Origin of the sequence: Gordonia sp. UBA7860 (genome assembly GCF_002500165.1) — a bacterium.
Taxonomy (GTDB): Bacteria; Actinomycetota; Actinomycetes; order Mycobacteriales; family Mycobacteriaceae; genus Gordonia; species Gordonia sputi.
On the sequence record NZ_DLSO01000013.1, the window covers coordinates 1 to 25,304 of the forward strand.

General features: G+C 65.8%; 23 protein-coding genes and 2 pseudogenes. 9 read left to right on the plus strand and 16 right to left on the minus strand.

The features are described 5' to 3' along the window. Window positions 1-395, plus strand: a pseudogene (locus tag B3T59_RS01780) (glycosyl transferase); the annotation flags it as partial. A 10-nt stretch (window positions 396-405) separates the two neighbouring features. Continuing rightward, window positions 406-1,881: pseudogene (locus tag B3T59_RS01785) on the plus strand (phytoene desaturase family protein); the annotation flags it as partial. Between the two features lie 23 nt (window positions 1,882-1,904). Here B3T59_RS01785 and crtI read toward each other — a convergent pair. From crtI to idi, 3 genes are read right to left on the minus strand one after another with little or no spacing between them, the layout of a single operon-like run. After that, window positions 1,905-3,515 carry a phytoene desaturase family protein gene (gene crtI / locus B3T59_RS01790; RefSeq protein WP_064861866.1) on the minus strand — a complete coding sequence of 537 codons (1,611 nt, stop codon included), beginning with the start codon at window positions 3,513-3,515 and terminating at the stop codon, window positions 1,905-1,907. Further along, window positions 3,512-4,423: a phytoene/squalene synthase family protein gene (locus B3T59_RS01795; RefSeq protein ID WP_287001353.1), complete on the minus strand. Its 912-nt coding sequence runs from the start codon at window positions 4,421-4,423 to the stop codon at window positions 3,512-3,514. Before B3T59_RS01795 ends, crtI begins: the two co-directional genes overlap by 4 nt. Next, window positions 4,420-4,980, minus strand: a complete 561-nt coding sequence (gene idi, locus B3T59_RS01800; protein ID WP_064861864.1) for an isopentenyl-diphosphate Delta-isomerase — start codon at window positions 4,978-4,980, stop codon at window positions 4,420-4,422. Before idi ends, B3T59_RS01795 begins: the two co-directional genes overlap by 4 nt. Window positions 4,981-5,235: 255 nt before the next feature. Here idi and B3T59_RS01805 point away from each other — a divergent pair, with 255 nt between their 5' ends. Further along, a complete protein-coding gene (locus tag B3T59_RS01805) occupies window positions 5,236-6,096 on the plus strand; it encodes an LLM class flavin-dependent oxidoreductase (protein ID WP_287001354.1) in 861 nt (286 codons plus the stop codon). Between the two features lie 69 nt (window positions 6,097-6,165). Then, window positions 6,166-7,473, plus strand: coding sequence for a competence/damage-inducible protein A (locus B3T59_RS01810; protein ID WP_287001355.1), 1,308 nt, complete (start codon window positions 6,166-6,168; stop codon window positions 7,471-7,473). A gap of 12 nt (window positions 7,474-7,485) precedes the next feature. Here B3T59_RS01810 and B3T59_RS01815 read toward each other — a convergent pair whose 3' ends face one another. The 3 genes from B3T59_RS01815 to B3T59_RS01825 all read right to left on the minus strand — a co-directional run bounded on the left by B3T59_RS01815 (window position 7,486) and on the right by B3T59_RS01825 (window position 10,512). Next, entirely contained in the window at window positions 7,486-8,367 is an 882-nt protein-coding gene (locus B3T59_RS01815) for an SHOCT domain-containing protein (RefSeq protein WP_287001356.1), read from the minus strand. Window positions 8,368-8,802: 435 nt separating this feature from the next. Further along, window positions 8,803-9,429: a pyridoxamine 5'-phosphate oxidase family protein gene (locus tag B3T59_RS01820; protein ID WP_287001357.1), complete on the minus strand. Its 627-nt coding sequence runs from the start codon at window positions 9,427-9,429 to the stop codon at window positions 8,803-8,805. 3 nt (window positions 9,430-9,432) lie between these two features. Continuing rightward, a complete protein-coding gene (locus tag B3T59_RS01825) occupies window positions 9,433-10,512 on the minus strand; it encodes an NAD(P)H-dependent flavin oxidoreductase (RefSeq protein WP_287001358.1) in 1,080 nt (359 codons plus the stop codon). A gap of 44 nt (window positions 10,513-10,556) precedes the next feature. On the opposite strand from B3T59_RS01825, the gene B3T59_RS01830 reads away from it, so the two are divergent. Next, a complete protein-coding gene (locus B3T59_RS01830; protein WP_313316511.1) occupies window positions 10,557-11,066 on the plus strand; it encodes a LysR family transcriptional regulator substrate-binding protein in 510 nt (169 codons plus the stop codon). Here the strand turns inward: B3T59_RS01830 and B3T59_RS01835 are convergent. Both B3T59_RS01835 and B3T59_RS01840 read right to left on the minus strand, forming a co-directional pair. After that, window positions 11,023-12,099: an ABC transporter permease gene (locus tag B3T59_RS01835; protein WP_251721706.1), complete on the minus strand. Its 1,077-nt coding sequence runs from the start codon at window positions 12,097-12,099 to the stop codon at window positions 11,023-11,025. The two genes, B3T59_RS01830 and B3T59_RS01835, sit on opposite strands and share 44 nt — an antisense overlap. Before the next feature lie 69 nt (window positions 12,100-12,168). Further along, window positions 12,169-12,789: a TetR/AcrR family transcriptional regulator gene (locus tag B3T59_RS01840; protein ID WP_287001359.1), complete on the minus strand. Its 621-nt coding sequence runs from the start codon at window positions 12,787-12,789 to the stop codon at window positions 12,169-12,171. A 79-nt stretch (window positions 12,790-12,868) separates the two neighbouring features. On the opposite strand from B3T59_RS01840, the gene B3T59_RS01845 reads away from it, so the two are divergent. Further along, window positions 12,869-13,273: a DoxX family protein gene (locus B3T59_RS01845; protein WP_251721704.1), complete on the plus strand. Its 405-nt coding sequence runs from the start codon at window positions 12,869-12,871 to the stop codon at window positions 13,271-13,273. After that, entirely contained in the window at window positions 13,270-13,698 is a 429-nt protein-coding gene (locus tag B3T59_RS01850) for an HIT family protein (RefSeq protein ID WP_251721703.1), read from the plus strand. The genes B3T59_RS01845 and B3T59_RS01850 overlap by 4 nt, the downstream gene beginning before the upstream one ends. Before the next feature lie 27 nt (window positions 13,699-13,725). Here the strand turns inward: B3T59_RS01850 and B3T59_RS01855 are convergent, their stop codons facing one another. The 4 genes from B3T59_RS01855 to B3T59_RS01870 are packed head-to-tail and all read right to left on the minus strand — an operon-like array spanning window position 13,726 to window position 19,536. Further along, complete coding sequence (locus tag B3T59_RS01855) at window positions 13,726-14,355, minus strand: TetR/AcrR family transcriptional regulator (RefSeq protein ID WP_287001360.1); 630 nt, start codon at window positions 14,353-14,355, stop codon at window positions 13,726-13,728. Then, window positions 14,352-16,538, minus strand: a complete 2,187-nt coding sequence (locus B3T59_RS01860; RefSeq protein ID WP_251721701.1) for a 3-hydroxyacyl-CoA dehydrogenase NAD-binding domain-containing protein — start codon at window positions 16,536-16,538, stop codon at window positions 14,352-14,354. Before B3T59_RS01860 ends, B3T59_RS01855 begins: the two co-directional genes overlap by 4 nt. Window positions 16,539-16,581: 43 nt before the next feature. Beyond that, window positions 16,582-17,721, minus strand: coding sequence for an acyl-CoA dehydrogenase family protein (locus tag B3T59_RS01865; protein ID WP_251721700.1), 1,140 nt, complete (start codon window positions 17,719-17,721; stop codon window positions 16,582-16,584). 36 nt (window positions 17,722-17,757) lie between these two features. After that, window positions 17,758-19,536 (minus strand): AMP-dependent synthetase/ligase, encoded by a 1,779-nt coding sequence (locus B3T59_RS01870; RefSeq protein ID WP_287001361.1) that lies wholly within the window; start codon window positions 19,534-19,536, stop codon window positions 17,758-17,760. Between the two features lie 117 nt (window positions 19,537-19,653). On the opposite strand from B3T59_RS01870, the gene B3T59_RS01875 reads away from it, so the two are divergent. Next, window positions 19,654-21,009 carry a flavin monoamine oxidase family protein gene (locus B3T59_RS01875; protein ID WP_287001362.1) on the plus strand — a complete coding sequence of 452 codons (1,356 nt, stop codon included), beginning with the start codon at window positions 19,654-19,656 and terminating at the stop codon, window positions 21,007-21,009. Between the two features lie 7 nt (window positions 21,010-21,016). Here the strand turns inward: B3T59_RS01875 and B3T59_RS01880 are convergent, their stop codons facing one another. Continuing rightward, entirely contained in the window at window positions 21,017-21,568 is a 552-nt protein-coding gene (locus B3T59_RS01880) for a YceI family protein (protein ID WP_251721697.1), read from the minus strand. Between the two features lie 79 nt (window positions 21,569-21,647). Here B3T59_RS01880 and B3T59_RS01885 point away from each other — a divergent pair, with 79 nt between their 5' ends. Then, a complete protein-coding gene (locus B3T59_RS01885; protein WP_064864713.1) occupies window positions 21,648-22,505 on the plus strand; it encodes a D-hexose-6-phosphate mutarotase in 858 nt (285 codons plus the stop codon). A 10-nt stretch (window positions 22,506-22,515) separates the two neighbouring features. On the opposite strand, the gene B3T59_RS01890 is transcribed toward B3T59_RS01885, so the two are convergent. The 3 genes from B3T59_RS01890 to B3T59_RS01900 all read right to left on the minus strand — a co-directional run bounded on the left by B3T59_RS01890 (window position 22,516) and on the right by B3T59_RS01900 (window position 24,963). Beyond that, window positions 22,516-23,556: an NAD(P)-dependent alcohol dehydrogenase gene (locus tag B3T59_RS01890; RefSeq protein ID WP_064906044.1), complete on the minus strand. Its 1,041-nt coding sequence runs from the start codon at window positions 23,554-23,556 to the stop codon at window positions 22,516-22,518. 205 nt (window positions 23,557-23,761) lie between these two features. Continuing rightward, window positions 23,762-24,289: a hypothetical protein gene (locus tag B3T59_RS01895; protein ID WP_005203399.1), complete on the minus strand. Its 528-nt coding sequence runs from the start codon at window positions 24,287-24,289 to the stop codon at window positions 23,762-23,764. A gap of 59 nt (window positions 24,290-24,348) precedes the next feature. Beyond that, window positions 24,349-24,963, minus strand: coding sequence for a DUF6611 family protein (locus B3T59_RS01900; RefSeq protein ID WP_005203401.1), 615 nt, complete (start codon window positions 24,961-24,963; stop codon window positions 24,349-24,351). Window positions 24,964-25,304: the final 341 nt, after the last annotated feature.

Sequence of the window (25,304 nt, forward strand, 5' to 3'; positions counted from 1 at the left end):
GGGCTTGGGGGGGGGGGGGGGGGGTTGGTGGGGGCAGCACCGTGGTGAGTTGCCGGATGTACGACGGTTGGTCGCAGGTCCGTGCCGGCTATCGAAAGTCGTTGTGGGCGGCCTTCGGTTCTCCCGCCGGTGCAGTCGCGGTGATGACGTTCTTGATCGTCTCCTACGTCGTGCCGGCTGTGGCGGCACTCGGTGGATCGCGGCTCGGAGTCGTCGGCTACCTCGCGGGTGTCGCGTCGAGGGTTGTGACGGCTCGACGCACCGGCGGCCACGCGTGGCCCGACGCCCTGCTTCATCCGGTCTCGGTGCTGGCGCTTGCGACTCTGACCGCGGACTCGATCGTCGGACGTCGACGCGGGGCACTGCGGTGGAAGGGTCGTCCGGTGCAGGCATGAGTTCGATCATGTCGTCGGGGCAGGTGTCGGAGGACTCGCCGCCGCCGTCCGACTTTCCGCGCTCGGACATGAGGTCACCGTCCTCGAACAGTCGCAAGAGATCGGCGGCAAGCTCGGCGTGATCTCGCTCGACGGCTTCGTCTTCGACACCGGGCCGTCGTTGGTGACCCTGCCGCACATTCTGGATGAACTATTCACCGATACCGGAGCACCACTGTCGGAATCGCTGACCCTGCAACGACTCGAGACGGCCGCGCGCTATCGCTTCCCCGACGGCACGACCTTCGACATGCCAGGCGAGATGTCGGAGATTCCCGCCGCTCTCGACGCCGCGCTCGGCGCCGGCACCGGGCACCAGTGGACATCGTTTCTGCAGCGCGCAGAACGCATCTGGGACGCGACTCACCGCCAGTTCCTGGAATCACCGATCACGGTGCGCGACATGGCCTCCGGCGCACTCGATGTGCGCGATCTCGCCACCGTCGCGCCGTGGCGCACGTTGCGCGGGTTGGGCAACCAGTATCTGCGCGATCCCCGACTGCGGATGCTCCTCGACCGCTACGCCACCTACACCGGGTCGGATCCCCGGCGCGCACCCGCCGCGCTCGCGAGTGTCCCGTACGCCGAACAGCGTTGGGGATCGTGGTACATCCGTGGCGGGCTCGGCTCGATCGCGACCGCCCTGGCCGACAGGTTGTCGGCTCTCGGCGGGAGCATCGAACTGGGGGTGGAGGTGTCGGCGCTCACCACCGATACGCATGGGCGCGTCGACGGCGTACGCACTGCCGACGGTGCTCGAACCGCCGCCGACCTCGTCGTCGCCAATGCCGATGCCGCACAAGTGTATCCGACGCTCATCGCGACCCGCCAGGCACGACGTTCCGCACGGCGCCTGCGCAAGACCACGCCGTCGTTCTCCGGTTTCGTGCTGCTACTCGCACTCGACGATGCGCCGCCCGATCAGCCCCATCATCACGTTCTGTTCACCGACGACTATGACGACGAGTTCGACTCGGTGTTCGGCCGCGGCGGCCGCTCTCGTCCGGTCGCGAACCCGACGATCTACATCGCCGCTCCCGACGATCCGACGATCAATCCCGGACCCGGCACGGCGTCGTGGTTCGTCTTGGTCAACGCACCCCGACACGATCCGGCGGGCGGAACCGACTGGGACAGCTACGAATTGGCCGACTCCTACGCCGAGGACATCCTCGACCTCATGGCACAGCGCGGGGTCGACGTCCGAGACCGGGTGCGCCACCGCATCGTCGTCAGTCCCGCCGACCTCGAACGCCGAACGCTCACGCCCGGCGGATCGATCTACGGATCGTCGTCGAACGGTGCGCGCGCAGCGTTCCTGCGGCCCGCCAACGCATCTGGTGTACCGGGCCTGTATTTGGTCGGAGGGTCGGCCCACCCGGGCGGGGGCCTTCCGCTGGTGATGCTCTCGGCGAACATCGTCGCGGGACTGATCGGACCGGCGTGAGAATCGTTCTCACACCCGCGGGTTCAGTTCTGCGATGGCCCGGGCGAATCATCGCCGCGCAGACGCTTGCGGATCAGTTCTGCGCTGATCAGACACATCGGTAGCCCGATGCCGGGACGCGTCGTACCGCCCGCGTAGTAGAGCCCGCCCACTTTCGCCGACCGGTTGTTGGCGCGCAGAAATGCGCTCTGCCACAACGTGTGTGCCGGCCCCAGCGCGCCACCCGACCACGAGTTCAGATCGGCTTCGAAGTCGCCAGGCCCGGTCGTGCGTCGGACGACGATCCGCTCGGCGAGATCGTCCACCCCGGTCCACGAGGCAACGAGTTCGATGGCGCGGTCGGCGATCTGCTCGATGATTGGGTCGCCCGCACCGTCGACACCGCCGCGTCCCAGGTCGGGATCGGCGGGTACAGGGATCAACATGAACAGATTCTCGTAACCCTCCGGGGCAACGGAATCATCGGTCGCCGATGGTCGACACACGTACAGCGACGCGGGATCGGGTACGGCCGTGGGTGTTTCGAAGATGTCGTTGAAGTTGGCCGTCCAGTCGGCAGTGAAGAACAGCGAATGATGTTGTAGCTGCGGCAGTTCGCCACGCACACCGAGGAAGACGAGCACCGCACCGGGACCCGACGTGCGGCGGTTCCACCACCGCTGCGGAAAGGTCTGCAGCGCGCGGGGAAGCAGCCTGGTCTCCATGTGGTGGAGATCGGCCGCGCCGATGACCACGTCGGCGTCGACGATCCGGTCGGTGCCGTCGGCGTCACTTATGCGCAGACCGGTCACGTCGGCCCGTCGTCGGGATACCGAGCGCAGCCTTCCCGCGTGTTCGGTTGGGCGCGTGAGGATCTCCGACACCGTGGTGCCCGTGTGCAGGCGTGCACCCTTCTGCTCCGCCAGCGCGGTGAGCGACTCGACGAGTCGGGTGAATCCCCCGTCGGGGTAACGCACCCCTTCGTCGAGGTCGAGCCAACTCATCAGGTGATACATGGCGGGCGCGCGCTCGGGAGACGACGCGAGGAACACCGCGGGATACCCGAGGATCTGCCGCAGCCTGCGGTCGGTGAAGCGTTTCGCGATGAACGTGTCCAGGCTGGTGCCCAGCAACTGCACGAGCGTCTTCGCATGACGCAGCACCTCCGGATCGACGAACGCCCGGGGTGTGTCGAAGTTGGTGTAGAGGAAGCGGCGGACCGCGATATCGTAGGCATGCCGCGCCGACGCGAGATACTCCGACAGTCTCTGTCCTGCACCGGCTTCGAGCTTCTCGAACAGTTCGACGGAGCGTCGTTCATCACTGTGGACGTCGACCGGATCGGTGTGCCCCTCGAAAAACACCCGATAGCCGGGGTCGAGTCTGATCAGATCGAGTTGCTCAGCGGTCGACGTGCCGAGCAACTCGTAGAAGTGGTCGAAGACCTCCGGCATCAGCCACCACGACGGTCCGGTGTCGAACCGGAAACCGTCTGATTCCCACGACCCCGCGCGCCCACCGAGATCGGCGCGCTGTTCGTAGAGATCGACCTCGTATCCGTCGTCGGCGAGCAGCGCTGCCGTCGCAAGTCCTGCGACGCCGCCGCCGACGATGGCCACGCGCTTACCCTGTGGTCTGACGCGTGATGTCTTCACGCGCCCACCACCGAGATTGTCGTGCGGGGGTGCCCTCGACGCAGCAAAGCGGACGCCGCGATACGTGTCTTGGTGGCGGCAGGAACCCGAACACGTTGCCGCGCAGCCATACTCGCCGGAGTCGCGCGCAGTCGGGAATTGAGTTCCGCGAACAGGTCGTGGGCCACGCACACCGCAACGCGACTACCGCGGGGAAGTCGGGGAATGGTGTCTGCGGCGATGCTGAGGTCGGTGTCGATCTCGTCGAGCCAACGCCTCCACGCGACGTCCGTGGGGTCGGCCGGGTCGAGACCGATCAGATACCGGCGCCCCAAATCGCCACTGTCCGTGCCGAAGTCGCGCAGGAAGTTCACCTTCTGGAACGCCGCCCCGAGATGCTTTGCGCCGGTGCACAACTCGTCGTAGCGCTGATCCGGTGCGGCTTCGTCGGCGACGAATGCGCGCAGGCACATCAATCCGACGACCTCTGCCGAACCGTAGATGTACTCGGTGAGGCTGGCCTCGTCGTGCACGGTGCGGGTCAGGTCCGTCCGCATGGATGCGAAGAACGGTGCGGTGAGGGAGGTATCGATACCGACGTGTCGCGCCGATCTGGCAAACGCATGAACGACGAGATTGGTGCTCGATCCCCGGTCCATCGCCGCGTTGGTCTCGGTCTCCAGTTCGTCGAGCGCCAGTTGCCGTTCGTCGACGCCCTGTCCCGGTCGCGGAGCGTCGACGATCTCGTCGGCCACACGGACAAGCGCATAGATGTTGCGGACGTGCGATCGCGCGGGCTCGGCCAGTAGCCTCGACGCAAGACCGAACGACGATGAGTACGAGCTGATGACCAACGCCGCGCTGGCGTCGGCGACCTCGTCGTAGCGGGCGTGCGCGCGCACCAGATCTACACGCGTGCGTCTGCTCATCGGGCGTCCCGAAGGTCCGACGCGCGTTCGTATGCACCGACCGCCGGACCCAGCTCGGCGATCTGGTCGACGAACCAGGGGCTGAGCATCCACGGCGTTCGTCGTGCGATTTCCCAGATGTCGTCGATCGACGCCCAGGCGTACTGCATGACCTCGTCGGGGTTGGGCGCCACGTCGCCCACCGGGCGCGCCGCATAGACCGGGCATACCTCGTTCTCGACGACACCACTGGCGTCGACCGCCCGGTACCGGAAGTCGGGGATGATCGGCCGCAGATCGGCGATGTCCATTCCGAGCTCGCGCTGGGAGTAGCGTGCTATCGCGTCCTCAACGCTCTCACCGGGGCGCGGATGCCCACAGAACGAATTGGTCCACACGCCTGGCCACGTCTTTTTCTCCAGTGCGCGGCGTGTCACCAGAATGCGTCCGGCGGCGTCGACGAGGTGGCACGAGAACGCGAAGTGCAACGGGGTGTCGGTGCCGTGCACGGTGAGTCGATTCGCGGTGCCACGCGGGTGGCCGTCGTCGTCCACGAGTACCACCAGGTCGTCATTCATCGATGCTCGCAATGCATCGATCCTCGCAGTTCATGAATCCTCGCAGTCCATCGATCGCCACACCTTTCGATTGTCCGTTGGAGAAGCGATTCGCGCTCCCCGGGGGCGTGCGGGCGTGCTCAACAGCGTCTGAACTCACCTCGGGGCGAGCTCAGAAGTGTTTCGACGCCGCGCCCTGTCTGGATGGGAACGCCCGTCTGGATGGACCCTGTTTGGATGGGAATCGCTGTCGGGGTCGGGCACTAGGCTGATTGCGTGCGCTTTGGAATCTGCATTCTCCCTGATCTGGACTGGCGGACCTCCCGCCCGCTGTGGCAGCGGGCGGAGCAGATGGGCTTCGACCACGCCTGGACCTACGACCACCTCGTCTGGGGCGGTCTGCCCGATTCCCGCTGGTTCTCGTGCGTGCCCATACTGACCGCGGCGTCGATGGTCACCAGCACCATCGGTCTCGGGGCATTCGTTGTGTCCCCCAATTTCCGACATCCCGTCGCGTTCTCGCGCGAGGTGCAGACCCTCGTCGACATCTCCGACGGCCGATTCCTGCTCGGTCTCGGCGCGGGCGGGACCCCCGACGACCGGCTACTCGGGCAGTCGGAGCTGACCGCACGCCAGAAGGTCGATCGGTTGCAGGAATTCTCCCGACTACTCGACCGCACATTGCGCAAAGACCACGTCGACGCCGCCGGCGAGTACTACACCGCGCGCGACATGCGGCTGGTCGGTGGGTCGGTGCGTGACCGGGTGCCGCTGCTCATGTCGGGCAACGGCCCACGGTCGGTACGGTTCGCCGCGCGTTTCGGCGACGGCTGGATCACCACCGGCAACACCACTGTCGCCACTACCGACGAGTGGTTCGCGGGCATCGCCCGCAACTGCGAGATCGTCGACGCCGAGCTCGCTAATCGCCCCGACGGCGCCACCTTTGCCCGGTATCTCAGCATCGATTCCGGACCCGCGCAGTCGCTGGAGAGCATCGGGATGTTCGACGAACTGACTGGCCGCGCGGCCGAGTTGGGCTTCACCGACGTCATCATGCACTGGCCACGAACCACCCCGCCGCACGTCGCGAGCGAGGCGGTGCTCGACGAGGTCGCCGCGTCTCGACTGTCCTGAACTGCACGGATGCCTCGGCCGTCACCTCGACGCCGATAGGCCTTGGTTGTGACGGTTAAGCTTTCGCCCGTGACGGTACGAGCGGGCATCGTGGTGACGGGGACCGAAGTCCTGACCGGACGAATCACCGACAAGAACGGCCCGTGGGTCGCCGAGCAACTGTTCGCGATGGGCGTTGACGTCGCCCACATCACCATCTGCGGCGATCGGCCGGAAGACCTCACCGCCCAGCTACGGTTCCTTGCCGACGAGGGCGTGTCGGTGATCGTGACAACCGGCGGACTCGGACCCACCGCCGACGACCTGACCGTGGCCACAGTCTCCGAGTTCACCGGTCGACCACTCCAACTCGACGAACCGCTCCGCGATCACATCGCCGACATTATCCGACGCTGGCAGGGCCGCGGAGGCAGTGAATCCGCCAGCGCCGCAACCCTGGTGGGCATCGACAAACAGGCGATGATTCCGCAAGGCGCACAACCCATTCCACCGACAGGCACCGCCCCGGGTGTTGCCGTGCCCGCAGGTGAGGACCCGCGCGCCCGCGGTCGGCTACCCGCTGTCCTCGTCCTTCCCGGGCCGCCTGCCGAGTTGCAGGCGATGTGGCCCAACGCCATCACGGCACCACCGATCGTCGACGCCGTCGCCGGTCATCCCGACATGCGCCAGGACACGATCCGCATGTTCGGGCTGCCCGAAGCCGACCTGGCCGAGGGACTGCGTGCTGCACCCGGCCGCGTCCCGGGTTTCGATCAACTCGAGATCACCACCTGCCTACGACGCGGCGAACTCGAGATCGTCACGCGCTACCCGACCTCTGCCGCCGAGGACTACACCGCGCTCGCCGACTTTCTGACCGAGCTGTACCCCACCCAGACCTTCTCGATCGACGGCTCGACCATCGACGACCAGGTCGCCGCGCTGCTGGCCGGACGACTGATCGCCACCGCGGAATCGTGCACCGGCGGAATGGTTGCCGCCCGACTCACCGATCGAGCGGGATCGTCGGCGTACGTACAGGGCGGCGTCGTCTCGTACTCGAACGACGTGAAGATGAACAGCCTCGGCGTACCGGCGTCGATGCTCGACGAGTTCGGTGCCGTGAGCGAACCGGTTGCAGCCGCGATGGCCGAGGGCGTCATGGCTCACCTGGGCGTCGACACCGCGATCTCCACCACCGGCATCGCGGGACCCGGCGGCGAGACACCCGGAAAGCCCGTCGGCACAGTCTGTTTCGGTATCGGCGTCGCGGGCAGGCCGACACTGACCCGCACACTGCACCTCCCAGGCAACCGGGCGGCCGTGCGCGAACGTTCGACGACGATCGCGTTCCATCTTCTTGCCGACGCGCTGCGCGCCCCGGGGGCGTCGTCTTGACGCGGTTCGGACTCAGAGCCTGCCGAGCAGTTCCGCCTTCTTCGCCGAGAACTCGTCGTCGGAGAGGATTCCGCGCTGGTGCAGACCGGCGAGCTGCTCGATCGCCGCGATGATCGCGTCCGATCCCGCGGGCGACGTCGCAGGCGCGACACTGTCTGGCGCCGGAGCGTACTGCTGCGGCGCGGCGTCGAACTGCGGCTGCGCGGCGTACTGCGGTGTGGTATCGAACTGCGATGGGGCGTCGAACTGCTGCGGCGCGGCGTCGAACTGTTCTGGTGCCGCGTGGCGTGGTTCGGGGGCCGCGGTTGGCGTCGCGGCGACGTCGTTGACGCCTAGTTCTCGCAAACTCGTGGTGTCGAAGGTGCCGAACTGACTCGTGAAGCTGACCGTCCCGGGCGGTCCGCTCTGCTGCTGCTGCACGCCGCCGATCTGGTGCTCGCCGGTGTCGAAGACGCGGACCACGCCGTTCACCTGGGTCGCGAGGCGTCGGGTCGCGGGGAACACCGCGTACCGCGAGTCGTTCTGACCGCCGGACGAGCTGGGCACTCCCAGGTCGGCGGGCCACCAGGTGTTGGGGGCCGAGTATCCGAACGGCGTGCTGGTCGTCGCGGCCGGCGGAAACACCTGGGTGGTGTTGAGCAGTTGGGAGAGCTCGTTGCAGAGTCCGTCGACGCGGGCTTTGAGGCCGTTGTTGAACATGTCGCCGACCATCGTCATGCCGCCGCGCATCCACTGCCCGGAGCCGCCGAGCTCGGGGATGTTGAACTGGGCCATCGTGCCCCCACCCGAGTTGACCGCGTAGAGCATGGCCACGACCGCGTCCTGCGAGATGCCGTAGCGCGCGGAAATATCGGAGATGACCTGCTGTGCCTCAGCAGTGACGCCTGGCTCCATCGGTGGCTCTTTCGTCGGCGGAATGTCGACTACAGCGTAATGGCCAGCGGGCCCGCGGGTCGGGGCGGCATGGGCTGGCCGTCGAAAGTGGAAGGCCCGCGGCGCGGAAAGTCGGGGAAGAGTCGACCGGCGGCGCAGAAAGTCGGGGAAGAGTCGACCGGCGGCGCAGAAAGTCGGGGAAGAGTCGACCGGCACCGCAGAAACTAGAGGAAGAAGACTTTCCCCGGGTTTCACACCCTTCCCCGCGAAGTTCATCGAGGAAACGCACACAACCCGAGGAAAGAACCCTTCCCCCACTTCCTGACAGCGCCCGCCGACCCTTCCCCCACTTCCTGACAGCGCCCGCCGACCCTTCCCGCCTTCGTCACTGCACCCCGCAGCCGTCACTTCACCCGCAGTATCGACGCAGCAACCCGGCCGGCACATGCGTCCGGGTCACTCGCGCTCGCCTGCCTCGAGATCGCGGATACGTTGCTCGAGCTCCGCCACGCGACGCGCGTTGGCCTGGTTCAGTTCCCGGACGTAGTCGCGGTCGTACTGGGGCACCAGACTCCGCGAGCAGTTCCAGTCGATTCCCTCGACGTCGATCAGAATGCTGCGCTCGGCTCGTGCTGACACGCGACCGTCCGGAACCGTCGCCAGCTCATCCAGCAGCTGATTGTCGTCGTCGACAACCGTGGCATGTCCGAACAGCTTGAGGCGCATCCGTCGCGGATAGTCGGCGAGGAACAGCGCAACGCGATGGTTGTCCTCGATGTTGCCGACCGTCACGAACTGCGAGTTGCCGTCGAAGTCGGCAAAACCGATTCGGTTACCTCCGAGGTGGTGCACGAATCCCCGTGGGCCGCTGCGATATTGAATGTAGGGCCACCCGCCGTCGGTCACCGTGGCCAGGTGGAACTGGAATGTCGAACGCAGAAAGGCCAATTCGCGGTCGCCGAGTTCATCGGGACCCGAATCCGACTGTGCGCCGACGTCTCCGTATACGACGTGGCTTCCCGCGCGCCGCTGTCGCGCGAGCGCGTGCGGACCGTAGGCGATCTGGTGGTATCGCTCGCCCATGTGTCAGCGCCGCGTTTCCGACGAACGCGCAGCGGCTGCCGCGGCGGTCTGCGACCAGATGCGTGCGATGATCTCGCCGGCAGGACCGAAGTCGGTGTCGCGGAACGCCGTTCCGGCCCACAGGTTGAGGAACTCCGGATCGCCTGCCAGTGCTGCCGCCGAACGCAACGGACTGGTCAGGTGATGCACCTGCGGATACTCGGCCGGGGCGAGCGGGGTGTAGCGGTCGGTGAACTCGTTACGCAGCGCACGCGCGGGTCGTCCGGAGAACGCTCGTGTCACCACGGTGTCGGCGAACCGCGGATTACGCAGCGCCGCACGATGAGTCGGCTTGGTGCCCGCCTCTGTGCTGTCGAGGAATGCGGTTCCCAGCTGGACCGCCACCGCACCGGCGGCGAGGGCATCATCAACCCGCGCACCCGTGGCGATCCCGCCCGCGGCGATGATCGGCAGATCGACGAGACCACCCACTTTCCGCACCAACTCGATGGTCGACGTCTCCGACGGCTCGTCGGTAACCGACAAAGTGGCGCGGTGTCCGCCCGCCTCGGCGCCCTGCACACAGAGCGCGTCGACTCCTCGTGCCGCGGCGAGCGTCGCCCCCTCCGCATCCGCCACCGTCGCCACCACCGCGATGCCCGCATCGTGCAATCTGGCCACCACACCGTCGTCGGGAACACCGAAGGTGAAGGACACCACCGGGACTCGCCGCGCGATCACCAGATCGACTTTGTCCGCGTACCCGTCGTCATCGGACTCGACGACGGGTCCGACGTCGACGGCGTACCGACGCGCGACAGGCGCCAACTCGTCGCGATACCCGAGCACGGCACCGAGATCCCGCACGCGAGCACCGGGCACGAAGAGATTGACGCCGTAGGCGGTCACCCCCGCTGCGGCGATGGCGTCGATCTCTCCGGCGAGGGCGTCGACGGACTTGTAGCCTGCCGCAAGGAATCCCATGGCCCCCGCCTCTGCGGCCGCGATGACCAACGCCGGCGTGGTCGGGCCGCCTGCCATGGGAGCGACGACGATCGGCACACTCAGGCTCGTCAGATCGAACATCTCTGTGCTGTAGGGCATCGGCATGCTCCCGTCCTGCGAGTCGTGAACAGTTCCTACGTTCGGTGACATCGTCGAGGCTACCCAGCAGAGTAGCATCTGGGAAATGCGTTCTGAGCAGGAACTATGCTTGCTGGTTATGGATCTCGAGCTGCGTCATCTACGGGCCACGGACGAGGCGGACCCTCGCCGACCGCGATTCGGTGTCCTGGAATGAGCTCGGCCGATTGCCGTTGGTGGTCAACACTCTGACCGGCATCACCACCACCCGCTCATGGCATGACCCACTACGCGTCGACGCCGCTGAACGACAAGTCGTGGAATGCACCAACTTCGACGAATGGCTCGAACTGATCGCCGCAGATCGGGGGATCGGCGCCGTCCCCGAGATCGCAGCACGACGAGTCACACGCTCACACGTCCGGTTCATCCCGATTCCCGACGCACCGCCGACGATGCTGCACCTCGCTTACCTCACCGAGTCACGCAGCCCGACCATCGACGCATTCGTCGACGCCTCAGCGGTCGCGGTCAGTCGCCAGCAGATGCCTCGCGATGATGGTGCTCGTGCGTGATCGGGTACAAGATGTCGACGTCGACGGCCGAGGTGCGAGAGCTTCTGTTACCCAACATGTTCCAGATCAGCACCGCCACCGTGCCGAGTCCGGCGTAGAGCCCGAGGCAGAGCAGCGCAGTCCCGGACCCCGCCTCAGGGAAGTACAACGAATTGCGAATCAGTTGTGCACCACCGCCGGTGGGTAGCCATTCGCCGAGCTTCGCCCAGAAGGTCGGCATGAAGTTCCACGGGATCGACGCACCCGACAGCGTCGCGCCGATGAGGAAGTAGAAGCCGCCTGCCAACGATCCGATCGGCCCGAACAGCGTCACCAAACCGGCAGTTGAGCCCGCGATGGCCAGCGAGATCAGGGTGTACGTGCCGAAGAGTCGCCACTGGTCCGCGGAGCTGCCGACACCGTAGAACCAGGAGAACAGAAGCACGATCCCGGCCGACACCGCGGCGTAGGCAACCAACGCCGCCACGTGGCCGAACCCGCGTCGTAGCGACTGCGGCACTCGCGGCATCAGCCGTCCGAGACCCAGTGACGCGATACTGCCGCCGAGCGAGATCACCTGCAGGATATAGCCGATCGACGCACCATTGATGTCGTCTTCGGAGAGCTTGACGACGTCAACAGCCAGCGTTTGCGGGAGTTTGTTGCTCACATTGGCCTCTGAGGCAACGGCTTTCAGCGCAGTCGCAGGGAGCGCACCGCCAGCACTCGCCACCACCGGCACAATGCCCTGCTGCGTGACCTCCAGCCCACCGTCGACCTCCCGATCGACTATCGCCGCGCGCAACGAGTCCATGGATTCATAGGATCGAGCATCGAACTTGCCGTCGGCTTCCACTGCGGCAGTGAGCTTTTGCGCCTGCTGGTCTGGACCGACGATGCCGATGGGGACGTTCCGCGGCGACGGTGAATGGCCGACGCCGAGATAGAAGGCACCCAGCCCGAGTTGGGTGAGTGCACCGAGTAGGACGACGGCGAACAGCAAGCGTCGGTACTTCGCACCGAATGACAACGGCTCAGCTTCAGTTTGGAGCATGGATGACTACCTCAAGGTTTCGTGGACGGAACTATTGAGAACGGACGAGAAGTTCTGTGTACGAGCTGATTACGCGAGAAGGCCGTCGACCGCGATGCCGACCTGGGTGCGTACGTCGTCGAATTGATCACGATCGGAATGTGCGCCTGTCGACGCACGGGCAATCGCAAGTGCAGTGACAGCGAAGATCATGTTGGCGGTGAGCGTTGCCCTGTCTGCCACCGCGTCGTCGCCGGAATCGGCAACGAGTCTCTGCGCGATCCGGTCCTGCAGCTCGGCGACCAATGCGAGTCCCGCTGCGCGGTAACGATCATCGGAACCACCGAAGAGCAGTTCCCGATGGTAGGCATTGCCGTTCTCGGGGTTGGCGCGGGCGTACTCGAGCAGGGGTCGCACCATCTCGTAGATCGCCTTGGCCGTGTCGGTTGTCGACGCCGCCGATGCCGCGCCGACGTCGAGCGCTCGGCACAACTCCTCGTTGAGCACCATCAGGAGCAGTTCGCCCTTGGTCGACGCGTAGCGGAAGACCGTGCCCGCCGCGACGTCGGCGCGGTCGGAGACCTGGCCCGTCGACACCGACTCGAAGCCGCGTTCGGCAAACAGGTCGGCAGCAGCACGGAAAATGCGGTCCTGCTTGTCGCGCATGTTGCGGGCGCGCCTACCGTCGGCGGTCGCTGCGTCGGGGGTCATGTCACCTCCAATAATGAGTGGACTCAGGAATGAGTCTACTCATTACTCCGCCCATGACAACGGCGCTAGGCTCGTTTTCATGTCACCCCGCACCCTTGTCCGAATTGCCCTCGGCGCATTTATGACCTTTGCCGGAATCACCCACCTGACCGTCGCGCGCGACGAGTTCCAGGCTCAGGTTCCCGATTGGTTTCCCATCGACACCGACGTCACCGTCCTCGCGTCCGGCGTTGCCGAAATCGGCCTCGGAGCGTCGTTTCTGGCATTGCCCAAGCACAAGCGCGTGATCGGCATCCTGCTCGCGCTGTTCTACGTCGCGATCTTCCCCGGCAACATCGCGCAATACGTCGAGCACAAAGACGCGTTCGGACTCGACACCGACCGCAAGCGACTCATCCGGCTGTTCTTCCAGCCGGCTCTGATCGCCGCAGCGCTCTACGGCGGCGGCGTCGGTGCGAGTAACGCGGACGCCCGCAAGTCATGACCGCAGACTGCGTTTTCTGCGGCATCGTCGCAGGTGAGATACCCAGTGTGAAGGTCGCCGAAACGGCGTCGACCTACGCCTTCATGGACATCAACCCCGCCAACGACGGCCATCTGCTGGTGATCCCCAAGCAGCACAGCACCGACCTACTCGACATCGGCGCCGACGATCTGACCGCGACCACCCTCGAGGCACAGCGGATCGCGCGGGCGATGGTCGACGACGCCGGCGCCGACGGCGTGAACCTGCTCAACTGCTGCAAGGCTCCCGCGTGGCAGACGGTATTCCACTTCCACCTCCACGTGATCCCGCGCTACGCCGACAGGAGCGTCGACCGCCTGTCGCTGCCGTGGCAACCGGGAGTCGCGGGTGATCGAACCGTCATGACGGAATACGCCGAGACGTTGGCAACGGCGCTGCGCTGACAAGAACCACTGGGAGACGTTGCGGTTTCAGACAGAACCCGACATGACCCGCTCGGCGAGCGGGACGAGTGTCTCGATGAGAATCGTGCGAGCCTGCTTGCGGGAGAGCGTCTTTCGGTCGACCCATTCACGTGCGGTGGCCTTCATCATGCCGCCCCAGCTCCGGAACACCGCGAGTGCCGTCCGATGCTCGCGGCCCGTCCCGACAAAACCGATCGCGTCGAGCACGCGTTGGGCGGCGTGATCGTCGGCCTCGTTGAGGATCGCCGCGATCTGCGGGTCGTCACCGATCCCCTCGACGCCGACGGCCAGCCACGTCTTTCCGTGGGTGTCGAGGACAGTCATCAGCCAGTCGACCGACGCCTCGACCCGCTCGCGCAGTGTGCCGCCCGGCAGAGTGACCGTGTCGATCTCGGGCACGATCATCATGGCGCGCACGACTTCGACGTAGAGGTCGCGCTTCGTGCCGAAGTAATGGTTCAGCAGCCCGCGCGCCACTCCGGCTTCGCGGGCGAGCTCGGCCATCTGCACCGTCGCGTAGGGCTGCTCACCGAACATCCGGATGGCGACGGCCAGGATTTCATTACGCCTGGCGTCGGGGCCGAGTCTGCGCCAACGCGGTTCATCTGCGGTGGTCACAGTGTGTGATGTTGTCACACAAGCTCGCTGCCGTCTGCCGCACGGGCGCGCAGCGCGTCACTGACGACGAATCTGTCACCGTAGCGCGCACGGAGTTCGTCGGCGCGCGCGACGAATCCGCTCATCCCACCCGGATATTGGTTGATGTACTGCAGCGCACCACCGGTCCACGCCGGATAGCCGATACCCATGATCGAGCCGACGTTGGCCTCGGCCACCGACCCGATGGTGCCCTCGTCGTAGCAGGCGAACGCCTCCAGGGCCGCGGCGACGAGCATCCGCTCCTTCGCGTCGTCGAACGGGATCTCGACGTCGGATCTCGTGTAGAGCTGCGCGAGGCGCGGCCACAGCCCGAGTCGCTGTCCACCGGGGCCGTCGTAGTCGTAGAACCCTCGACCTTCCAGGCGACCCGGACGACCGAACTCCTCGAGCATCCTGTCCACCAACGGATACGACGCACTGGGGACGAATTCGACGCCCCGTGCAGCGGCGTCGGCGATGAATCCCGCACGGATCTTCGCGATGGTCTTCATGTTGATCTCGTCGAACAGGGTCAATGCGCCTGCCGGGAAACCCGCCTGCAGCGCAGCTTGTTCGGCGCTGGCGGGATGCATGCCCTCGGCTACGAGCGAGAGCGCCTCGTCGACGAACTTCGCGATGACGCGGTTGGCGTAGAAGCCGTACGTGTCCTGCACGACGATGGGGGTCTTGCGTATCTGCTTTGCGAAATCCAGTGCACGAGCGAGTGATTCGTCGGAGGTCTGATCTCCGACCACGATCTCGACGAGCGGCATCTTGTCGACCGGTGAGAAGAAGTGCAGTCCGATCACGTCGGAGGGTCGCGTCACCGCACCCGCCATCTCGGCTATCGGCAGCGCCGAGGTGTTCGACGCAAGCAGTGCGTCGTCGGCGACGTAGCCTTCGACCTCGGCGAGAACCTTCTTCTTGAGTTCGACGTCTTCGAACACGGCCTCGACGACGAGGTCGGCGCCCTTGACGTCGGAGATGTTGTCGGTGGCCAGGATTCGGTCGAGGACTCGATCGCGTCCCTCCTCGTCGAGACGACCCTTGGCGACCTCGGCGTCGAGGATTTGTCGGGAGTAGTCCTTGCCGCGTTGCGCGCCTTCGATCGTGATGTCACGAAGCACCACGTCTATACCCGCCTGCGCGGTGACGTATGCGATCGCCGCGCCCATCATTCCCGCGCCGAGGACGGCGATCTTGGTGGCCGTGCGTACCGGAATGTCGGCGGGTCGGGCGGTGCCCTTGTTGACTTTGCCCAGGTCGAAGAAGAGCGCCTTGATCATGTTGGCCGAGATCTGACCACAGATCAGTCGCGCGCAGTAGCGCGTCTCGATGGTGAAGGCGGTGTCGATGTCGACCGACGCTCCTTCGACTGCGGTGGCCAGCACGGAGATCGGGGCGTTCATCGGCGAGCCCTTGAGTTGCCTACGCAGAGTTGCGGGGAAGGCGGGCAGGTTTGCTGCCAGTGCGGGCGACGACGGCGTGCCACCGGGAATGCGAAATCCCTTGCGGTCCCACGATTGTGCGGCGTCGGGGTTGGCTTTGATCCAGGCGCGTGCAGCGTCGAACATCTCTTCTCGGGTCGCGACGACCTCGTCGATCACCCCGACCTGTAATGCCTTGCGCGGCGCCATCCGCTGTCCTTGGCCGACCACGTTGAGCATCGCGTCGACAACTCCGAGCATGCGCACGATGCGTGTCACACCACCGGCGCCGGGCAGCACCCCGAATGTGACCTCGGGAAGGCCGAGGAGACTTCCTCTGGCGTCCAATGCAATTCGACGATGCGCCGCCAGCGCGACCTCGAATCCGCCTCCGAGTGCTGTGCCGTTGATCGCCGCAACCACGGGCCTGCCGAGAGTTTCGAGTCTGCGGAACGTCTCCTTGTAGTGGTCGAGTCCTGCCGAGATGGCTTCGATGTCACCGGGCCCGGCGGTCATCAGCAGGTTGAGGTCGCCGCCTGCGAAGAACGTGTCCTTGCCCGACGTGATGATGACACCGGTGATCGAATCCTTCTCACTCTCGAGGCGTTCGACGACGCTCCGCAAAGCCGCGGACATGTCGTCGGTCATCGTGTTGGTCGACTGGGTCTTGTCGTCGATGGTGACCGTGACGATGCCGTCCGCGTCGACGTCCCAGCCGATGATGGCGGATGTGTGCGTGGTGAGGTCGGTCAAGGATTTCGCCTTTGTGAGTGTGTGAATCAGGTCGTGAGCAGAGTCAGAGGCTGCGCGCGATGAGGTCTTTCATGACCTCGTTGGCTCCCGCGTAGATCTTCGCGATGCGCCCGTCGACGAAGAGCCGCGCGATGGCGTACTCCTCCATGTAGCCGTAGCCGCCATGGAGCTGCAGGCAACGGTCGACGACCTGCGTCTGCTGCTCCGAACACCACAGCTTGATCATGGCGGCGCCCTTGACGTCGAGTTCGCCACGCACGTGCTTGTCGATGGCATCGTTGACGAAGGCGCGCATCACCTCGACGGTGGTGGCGATGTCGGCGAGCTCGAACCGCGTATTCTGCAATGCGAAAAGCGGTTTGCCAAAGGCATGACGCTCACGCACATACTCGAGCGTCAGCTCGTAGGCTGCCTCGACGACGCCGAGCGCAGCAACGCCGACGATCAGTCGCTCCTGCGGGAGTTGCTGCATCAGTTGGACGAAGCCGGTGCCCTCCGTGCCGCCGAGCAGATGTTGTGCGGGTACGCGCAGGCCGTCGAAGAAGAGTTCCGTGGTGTCCTGGCCCTTCTGGCCGATCTTCTTGAGCTTGCGTCCACGCTCGAAACCCGGTGGGTTGTCGCCGACTTCGGCGACGAGCAGTGAGACGCCCTTGGCGCCGAGCTCCGGGTCGGTCTTTGCCGCGATGATCAGCAGGTCGCACGTTGCCCCGTTGGAGATGAAAGTCTTTGCGCCCGTGATGACATACTCGTCGCCGTCACGCACCGCGCGTGTGCTGATGGCCTGCAGATCCGACCCGGTACCCGGCTCGGTCATGGCGATGGCGCCGATCCACTCACCCGAGACGAGCTTGGGAATCCACCGCTTCTTCTGTTCCTCGTTCGCGTACGAGAGCAGGTAGTGGGGGACGATCCCGGAGTGCACACCGAGTTGCATGGAGAGGTCGGCACCGCGGGCCTGCTCGCGGAAGAGTACGGCCTCGTGCGCGAATGTCGCTCCGCCACCGCCATATTCCTCGGGGATCGACATACCGAGCAGACCGAGTTCGCCCGCGCGACGGTAAAGAGCACGGTCGGGTTGACCGGCCGCCGCGAACTCCTCGTGGCGCGGCGCAACCTCTTTGGTGAAAAATTCGCGGGCGAGCGCGGTGAGGTCGGCGAGTTCGGTTGTCAGATCTTCTGTCATCGTGGTCTGCCTTCGTGGTGCTGGTCGGGAGCGCGTTCAGCGCTGATAGAGCGCGTCGATCTCGTCGGCATACTTTTTGGCGATCGGCGAACGCTTCAGCTTCATCGTCGGCGTGAGTTCGTCGCCACCCGGAGCCCAGTACGTCGGCAGCACCTGCCACGCGCGGATGTGTTCGACGCGACTGAGCCGCGAATTGGCCTGTGCTACTGCGTCTTCAATGGCGTCCAGGATCGTCGGGTGTAGTGCGAGCACTTCCGGTCGGGCGTCGACGATGCCTGCCTTCTGCGCGATTGCGACCACCGCATCGGGGTCGAGGGTGATCAGGGCCGACACGTAGGGGCGATTGTCGCCGATCGCGACGACGCTGCAGATCAGTGGACTGGCCGCGGTGAGCGCGCCCTCGATGTTCGACGGAGACATGTTCTTTCCGCCGGAGTTGATGATCAACTCCTTCTTGCGATCGACGATCGTCAGGAAACCGTCGGCGTCGAGCGTCCCGATGTCACCGGTGTGCACCCAGCCGTCGGCGTCGAGTGTCTGGCCCGTGCGCTCCGGGTCGTTGCGGTAGCCGCGCATCACACCGCCGCCGCGCACCATCACCTCACCGTCGGACGCAAGTGTCACCTCGGTTCCCGGAATAGCCGTACCGACGCTTCCGTACCGCGGTCGCGCTACCGGGTTGACCGTGGTGACGGCAGACGTCTCCGACATTCCCCATGCCTCCATCACCGGGATGCCCAGTGCGAGCATGAATTCCAGCGCTGCGACGTCGACCGGCGCGGCACCGGAGACTGCGGCGACGAGTGAGTCCATGCCGAGCTTAGCTCGTAGCTTCGACAGCACCAGCTTGTCGGCCATCGCAGCGGCAACGGTATCGCGCGGGCCGAGTCGCCGTCCGCCGACCGTCGCCGCAGCCTTCTTCTTGCCCGCTGCGAGGGCCCAGGCGGCCAGTGCGCCTTTGATTCCCGGCTCGGCGTCGAGCGTCGTCTCGATACTGCCCTTGATCTTGTACCAGAGCATCGGAACGGCGACGAAGAACGTCGGGTGAACCTCGCCAAGAGCCTCGACGAGATGCTTGGTATCGGCAAGGTCGGTGACCGTGATGCCGAAGTACATGGGCGCGTACTGGCAAATCCACTGGTTGATGAGGTGTGCGTCGGGCAGGTATGAGATGACGCGGCCGTCGGAGAGGTCGCCGATCACATCGGTGATCACCTCGAGTTGGTAGAGCAGGTTGGCATGCGTGAGTTCGACGCCCTTGGGGTTGCCAGTGGTGCCGCTCGTGTAGATCAGCGTGAGCACGTCCGAGCGTTCAACCTGCTTGTAGGCGGAGTCGAAGTCGAAGTCGGCCGGTGCGGGCACGGCGATCAGTTCGGCGAGTGTGGTCACGCCCGCCGTGTCGTTCGGCGCGTCGACGACGACGAGGTCGGCGGAGCCGTCACCCGCCTCGACGATCCTCTCGAGAAACTGCGTCTCGGTGATGACGACCGACGGCTCGGCGTTGTGGAAGAGATAGGCGATCTGCGCGGCAGCGTTGGTGTTGTAGACCGAGAACGTCACGGCACCGAGGTGCATCGCCGCGGCGTCGACGATGTGGAACTCGGGTCGGTTGGTGAGCATGACACCGACGGTGTCGCCGCGCGTGACCCCGAGTGCGGCAAGGCCTGCGGCCACCTCGCGCACTCGCTGACCGTACTGCGCCCAGGTCAGCGACGTCGTGCCATCAGCAGTGCGGATGGCCACCCGGTCCGCGTGGTCGACCACACGCCGCTGGAAGTGCGTGCACAAGGTGTCTGGTTTCGGGGTACCGGTCATCGTCGTCCTCACTCTATTGGCGTCGCGCCAACAATCATCGAGGCTCGTTGGCGGGATGTCAATAAGCAGGTCGACGCTGCGGTGGCCCTGTCACGCGTCGCGGTGTAGACCGATCTCATGCAGACACCACGCGCCGGATCGTCACGCGACTACGACACCGTCGTCGTCGGCGCGGGAATCGCCGGTCTGACCACCGCCCGACTTCTCGCAGGCGCGGGCCTGCGGGTCACCGTCCTCGAAGCCCGCGACCGAATCGGCGGACGCGTGCACAGCGATCGATCGGGTGACACAGTGACCGATCGTGGCGCCTCGTGGATTCACGGGATCAACGACGCCCCGCTGCACGCCGTCACCGAGGCCTTCGGCATGCGCACCGTCGAATTCACGGTCGGCAGCTACCAACCCGACAGTCGGCCGATCGCCTATTACGACCCTGACAGCAGACGACTCGACGACGACGCCGTTGCCGCCTTCGCTGCCGACGTCCATGCCTTCGACGACGCATTGCCGATGTTCGTCGCAAAGATCGGCGCCGGAGTGTCGTATGGCGAGGCGACGGAAGCGGCGCTCACAGCTCTCGGTTGGGATGAGGCACGCGCGCAACGTGTTCGGGAGTTTGCACGCCACCGCACCGAGGAGCAGTACGGCGTGTGGATCGACGAGCTCGATGCCCACGGACTCGACGATGACGAGACTGACGGCGACGAAGTCGTGTTTCCCGACGGCTACGACCAGCTCGCCACCCACCTGGCAGACGGCCTCTCGGTGACGCTCAATCGCGCTGTCGCCCACATCCGTTGGGATGAGGACGGCGTCACCGTGATCGATGCCGCTGACGAGGAGACGTCAGCCGCACGCGTCGTCGTGACGGTACCCGTCGGTGTGCTCAAATCCGGCACGCTTTCCTTTGATCCGCCCCTATCGGAACCTGTTGCGGGAGCATTGGATCGGCTGGAGATGAACGCTTTCGAGAAGGTGTTCCTGCGGTTCGGGTCGAGGTTCTGGGATGACGGGGTGTATGCGATTCGCCGACAGGGACCGGCCGCCCAGTGGTGGCACTCGTGGTACGACCTCTCGGCCCTTCACGGCGCGCCGACGCTACTCACCTTTGCCGCCGGCCCTTGTGCCCGCGCGGTGCGCGAGTGGAGCGACGAGGAGATCGCGACGTCGGTCCTGGATTCGCTGCGCGAGATCTATGGCGACGTGGTGCCCGAGCCGACTCGCATCGACGTAACCCGTTGGCAGGATGACCCTTTCGCGCACGGGTCCTACGCGTACATGACCGTCGGCTCGACCACCGCCGACCACGACGTGCTGGCGACACCGGTGGGCGGGGGCGTCGTGCATCTGGCGGGCGAGGCCACGTGGACCGACGACCCGGCAACGGTCACCGCGGCTCTCGAGTCGGGACGCAGAGCGGCGTCGAACATTCTCGGGCGCGACGTGCAGGTAGCCGAACTATGGTCGCGCTGAATACCTCTCAGTGATCTGACGGCAGGTCGACGTGGATGGCCACGCGCACTTCGTCGTCGACCTTGAGCGCACCCATCATCATCGAGTACGGCTTCAGCCCGAAGTCGCGGTGGGAGACTGTGGTTTCGATTGTGGCGGTGCGCTTCCCGTCGACATCGGCCACCTCGACGTCGAGCGGATGCTGACGTTGCTTGCCGTTGATCGACAGCGTCCCGTCCAGTCGATAGCCCGCCTCGATGGTCGCGATAGACGCGGCGTCGTAGGTGATCGTCGGCGACTTCGACGCGTTGAGCGACTTGAGTGCATTGGTTCTGGCGAGGGACTTTTCCGGTCCGGTCAGCGGCGTGACCCCGCCCTCACCCGAGACGACGGTCAGCGAGTCCACGTCGACCGAGGCGGACACGTCGGACGGCACGCCGTCGCTGAGGGTGACCGTCGCCGACCACTGCTGCATCTCGATGGTCAAACGATGGCCTGTTCGCGATGCCGGACCGGTCACACCGGTGTGAAGGGTCAGCGTCCCGTTGGCCGGGCCGAATTGCCATGATTCCTGCGCCATTGCGCCTCCTCGAGTGTCGACGACCACCCTAGGCGCTTGCACTGTGCCAAGGTTCTTGCACTGTGCCAAGGTTGTCGATGTGACTGCATCGGAAAGCCAGGGAGTCGTGCGCGGGACGGCATCCGGATTCGACGCGTGGCTCGTGACGACGCCGCACGCCACCGCAGCGATCTCGATCTTCGGTGGGCAGGTGCTGTCCTACCGTCCGACGGAAGCCGACGACGTGCTGTGGGTGTCGCCCCTGGCCGCGACGCCGCCGACGCCCATACGTGGTGGCATTCCCATCTGCTGGCCGTACTTCGGGAAGGAGAACCAGACCGGCGACGTCCCGTCGCATGGTTACGCACGCACCGCGACATGGCAGGTCGTGGACACCGACATCCTTGCCGACGATGTGACTCAGCTGCGGCTCGCACCCCTGGGACTCGAGCGACTCACGCTGCGCCTGGAACTGACCGTGCGCGTGGGCGCGACGCTGGAGATAGGTGTGCGCACCACCAATCTCTCCGACGAGCCCGCGATTCTGACCGAGGCGCTGCACAACTACCTGCGGGTCTCGGATGCCACCGACGTGCACGTGGAGGGACTCTCGGGCAAGTCGTACGAGGACAAGTTCGACGACCTGCAGGTGAAGACGCAGGACGGCGACTGGCGCCTTCCCGACGACGTGCCGCGCAGCGACCGGCTCTACCCCGATGCGGGTGGAACCTACCGGCTGGTCGACCCGGGTTTTGGCCGGACCATCCGCGTGACCGGCGATCGCGCGCGGACCGCCGTCGTGTGGAACCCGGGAGCCGACGTCGCCTCCGACATGGCCGACGTCGGGCCGCACTGGCGCGAGTTCGTGTGCGTCGAGACGGCCAACGCCGGGCCTGATCTGATCACCGTCGCTGCGGGCGCGACCGTCGAGATGTGGCAGACGATCGCTCTGGAGTGACGTTCAGGCTTTACGGCACCACGACGGCGCGTCCACGCAGGTCGTTGGCCGCGAGCTTGCGGTACGCCGCAACGCCATCGTCGAGGCTGAACCACTCCACCGCGACGTCGAGGACGCCGTCGCGCGCGAGGTCGAGGACCTCGATCAGCTCCGCACGGGCACCCCAGTAGGGCGTGCGGACCGACACCTCGTAGGGCTGTGACCAGAAGCCAACACTCGCCGCAGCCTTGCCGTCGCCGAGCCCGACGATCGTGACGTCGCCCATCGTGCCGACGACACCCATCGCCGTGTTGATGGTCGGCTGATATCCGACAAAGTCGAAAACGGCTGTCGCGCCGTCTTTTCCGGTGATCTTGCGGACATTCTCGACGGCATCGGCGTCGCTCAGCACTGCCTCGTGCGCACCGACCTGCTTGGCGAAGTCGAGCTTCTCCTGCGTGACGTCGAGTGCGATGACACGCGACGGGGTGAGGTGCCGCAACATCTGGATGGCCACGTGTCCCAGGCCGCCCGAGCCGATCACGACGGCGGTCGAGCCGCCGACTAGCTTCCTCAGCGACGGCTTGATCGCGTGGTAGGGCGTGAGGCCGGCGTCGGTCAGGGGAACCGTGGTGACGGGATCGAGGTCGCCGATGGGGACGAGGTGCCGCGGGTCGTCGACGACGACGTATTCGGCCATGGCGCCGTCGTGTCCGAGGCCGGGTGGCGTGATCTGCAGGTCGGCTGCCCGCGAGCAGTAGTTCTCCAGGCCCTGCGAACAGAAGTGGCAGACTCCGCAACCCCACGGGCCGTAGATGGCGACCGCCGTCCCCTCACTGACCGTCGAAACCCCTTGTCCCAGTTCGGCGATCACGCCGACACCCTCGTGGCCGAGGGTCATCGGGAGAGGGTACGGGAATGCGCCTTCCGGCGCGTTCAACACGAAGTCGTCGGAGTGGCACGCGCCTGCGGCGGTGACCTTCACGAGCACCTGACCCGGACCCGGCGTGGGCTTCGGAACGTCGCGAAGCTCGGGTTCGGCTCCGGATTTGACCATCTGGACGGCCTTCATCGGTCAACTGCCTTTCGGATCGGTGTACTCCCCGACCCCTCCCTGACCTCAGGTTTACTCTCCCATCACGAACGGCGCATATGAGGGGTGGCGCCACGGCGTGCTGGGTTCGTCGGCGGGGCGAGCACTCCGAGCGGGCACGCGGCCAGCCGCGCTCGATCGCGCGCCGACGAACTCATCGACCACCGACTGCGCAGCCACGCGGTCACTGCCACGGCCGTGCCTCTGCGCGATGCTCGGCCTGCCCGCACCACGACGTCACCGCGTTGGCAATGTAGTCGCACGATGCCCTGTCCGAGAACAACTTCGACGTGATCGACGGTGCGGGCAGTCCGCCGCTCATTGTCAGGTGATACCAACTGTCGGCGCACACCTGGCCGAACCAGTGCTTGAAGATGACCGGTTCCGTCGGCTCGAGTCCCGGCGTGCAGACCACGAGGACGCGGTCGACGTCGGTGTCGAGCACGAGGTCGGTCAGCGAGGAGACCACGACGTTGCGCAGTGCCCGCGTGGGGCGCGCCAGCGTGTCGAGGCCGAAGCGCGACGTCGACCTCCTGATCGAACCTCCGTCGACCAGGATCAATCCGATTCGGGACTCCGGAGACGGCTCGGCGTCGACGTGCACTCCGTTGTCGCCCAATGCCGCTGCGATGTCGGGGTTGATCGGCCCGAACGTGCGGACGGCGACGTGGTGACGCGAGAGCCGCGCGGCACGTTCCATCGCGATGGTCATGAGATCTCCTCCTGGTCTGCGGTACAGCGTGATGTGGGATGAGTTACGGATCGCCCGGGTCATCGGCGTGCCATTCTCGGGAGTCGACGGCGTCGCGGCGGGATGGAGTCGTGGACGCGCTGCCAGATGAGCTCGTGCTCAACAGGATTGATCGCACCTCGCTCCAATCGCCGGTCAGCGGAACGCAGTTCGGCAAGAGTGTCGGCGATCGACTTGGGAGTCGGCATTCCCTCGGGGACGTTGTATCCCGGAATGGTGGTCAGGTCGACGGTGCGTACGGCGCTGGGCAGGGTTCCCGCGGTGCGTCGCGCGACCACACCCGAGACCACCAACACGGCGGTGGCCACTACGAGGACCGTCGTACCCGACGCGCCGAGGGAACTGAGACCGACGGCCACGGCCAGCCACGCGACGAGGCCCCAGACCGGCCAGCCACGCCAGAGGCGCAGACGTCGACGCTGCATCGAACTGATTCCGGGCGGGAACACAACAAGTCGGTAGCGGCACACGCCGTAGCGCCCGGCGCCCGCGCTGAACGATCCCCACACCGCGGGGCCCTCGGCGAGCCGGTCGATGATCGCGGAACCCGTTGTTTCCGTATCCAATCGCCCCGTACTCAATCCCCCCGTACCCAATCCCTCAGTACCCAATCCCTCAGAGCCGTGTGAACTCATCGTCGTCATTCCGATAGTGCTACGCCGCGCGCTCGGCGTCGGGAAGTGTCTTGACGGGTCTTTGACGAGACTTTGACGCGGCGTCGAACAGCCTTGACGAGATGCTGACAGTTGGGTTGCTGGCGGTGGGCACGCAAGAGACCGCCCCGGAGTCGTCGAGTGACGCCGGGGCGGTCGGGAGGATTGTTGACGGGTGGGGTGCGGATTATCCGGCGACCCGGTTGAAGGGGTCGTGTTCGGCGATGAGTTTGTCGACGCGGGCTTCGTCGATGCGGGCGCGGACCGTGGTCAGTTCTTGGCGGTCACGGACGACCTTCGCGAGCGTGAAGGTGCTGGAGGTG